The organism is Oleiphilus sp. HI0067, assembly GCF_001635735.1.
This window is the reverse complement of the sequence record NZ_LWFI01001196.1, coordinates 1-1223: the sequence shown is the minus strand read 5'-3', so window position 1 is coordinate 1223 and position 1223 is coordinate 1. Positions and strand designations below refer to the sequence as shown.

The window sequence follows — 1223 nt, the reverse complement described above, 5'->3', positions numbered from 1 at the left end:
CGCCTCGTGCACAGATTCAGAAAGCGTAGGGTGCGCAAACATTGTCAAACCAAGGTCCTCAGAACTAGAACCAAATTCCATCGCGATCACAGCTTGGGCAATAAGTTCAGACGCGCTAGGTCCAATGATATGCACTCCTAGAATGCGATCCGTTTCTTCATGCGCAAGAATCTTAACCATTCCCGCCGTCGCGTTTGTCGCCATCGCTCGGCCGCTTGCAGCAAAAGGTGCAATACCAACATTGTACGGAACGCCATCAGCTTTGAGCTGCTCTTCATTTTGACCACACCATGCTAGTTCTGGGTGCGTATAAATAACACCCGGAATAATATCGTAATTGACCTGCGTCTTTTGACCAGCAATACGCTCGGCAACCATGACGCCCTCTTCAGAACCTTTGTGCGCAAGCATTGGACCGCGAACAACATCACCGATCGCATAGACACCGGGCACATCAGTCTGGCAATGATCATCAACATAGATAAAACCGCGCTCATCCAAATTGATACCACTATCTGGAGACAACAAACCATCGGTAACAGGAGCTCGACCAACTCCAACGATTAACTTATCGACTTTAAGTTCTTGATCGCCTTTAGCATCTTTGTACTGAACGTTCACGAGACCGCGCTTAACATCTGTACCTTGAACCATAGATTTAAGACGAATATCGAGGCCTTGCTTCTTAAACTGCTTTAGCGCTTCTTTTGCGATTTGTTGATCAACAGCACTCAAAAACGTGTCCTGAGCTTCCAGAACCGTAACTTCCGATCCAAGACGAGCCCAAACGCTGCCTAGCTCAAGGCCAATAACGCCTGCGCCAATCACACCAACTCGTTTTGGAACTTCTGTGAATTCGAGAGCGCCCGTTGAGTCAACAATATACCCCTCAGTTATAGGGGCTGGCGGAATCTCAATAGGCTTAGATCCCGTTGCGATAATAACGTTTTCAGCCTCATAGCTTGAAACCTTCCCACCATTATCTGTCACTTCAACTTTCTTACCTGCTAGCACTTTTGCAGTACCGTGAATGGACGTTACGCCGTTCGCCTTAAAGAGCATACCAACGCCACCAGTAAGGTTTTTAACGATGGTTTCTTTACGACCCATCATTTTTGGCACGTCTATTTCAACATCGTCTGCAGAGATACCATGAATATCGAAGTCGTGCTTAGCTTCCTCATACTTATGAGATGACTCTAAAAGCGCTTTGGAAGGGATAC

At 46.9% G+C, this 1223-nt stretch carries 1 protein-coding gene; it reads right to left on the bottom strand.

Annotated elements, in window-relative coordinates; all coding sequences use genetic code 11:
- Positions 1-1223, bottom strand: a 1223-nt coding sequence (gene lpdA, locus A3739_RS17775; RefSeq protein ID WP_068502272.1) for a dihydrolipoyl dehydrogenase, incomplete at both ends; no start/stop codon positions are given.